At 58.0% G+C, this 564-nt stretch carries 1 protein-coding gene; it reads left to right on the top strand.

Features of this window, described 5'->3' with window-relative positions:
- A partial coding sequence (locus A372_RS32565) for a phosphopantetheine-binding protein (RefSeq protein ID WP_036702532.1) occupies window positions 1-564 on the top strand: 564 nt, incomplete at both ends.

Here is a 564-nt window from a genome sequence, read left to right as displayed (position 1 = left end):
GCGGTTACCGGATTGAGCTTGGCGAGGTGGAAGCGCATCTGTTGAAAGTGGAATCGGTGCTGGACGCAATCGTAATCGCACGGCAAGACGAAAGCGGTCAGAAGACGTTGTGCGCGTACTTTACAGCGCATGCAGAGCTGATGGCGGGCGATCTGAGAGCAGCACTGTCGCAAGAACTGCCGGTCTATATGATCCCGACACACTTGGTGCAGGTCGATCAGATGCCGCTGACGCCGAACGGAAAAGTCGATCGCAGAGCGCTGCCGGAGCCGGAAGGCCTCATCATGACCGGAATAGAGCATGTCGCGCCGCGGTCACCGCTAGAGTCCAAGCTGGCGCATATCTGGCAAGAGGTGCTCGGACTCGAGAAGGTCAGCGTGAAGGACAGTTTCTTCGAGATTGGCGGACACTCTTTGCGTGCAACGACGCTCGCAAGCAAGCTGCACAAGGAGCTGCATGTCAGCCTGCTGCTGCGGGACATCTTCCGCCATCCTACCATTGAAGAGCTGGCACGTCTCATTGATGGGATGGAACGGCAGGCGTACAGACAGATTCCGCTGCTGG

The sequence above is a fragment of the Paenibacillus sp. OSY-SE genome, assembly GCF_000283315.1.
GTDB classification, from domain to species: domain Bacteria; phylum Bacillota; class Bacilli; order Paenibacillales; family Paenibacillaceae; genus Paenibacillus_B; species Paenibacillus_B profundus.
The sequence above is the reverse complement of the archived record's forward strand: the minus strand, read 5'-3'. Positions and strand labels throughout refer to the sequence as shown.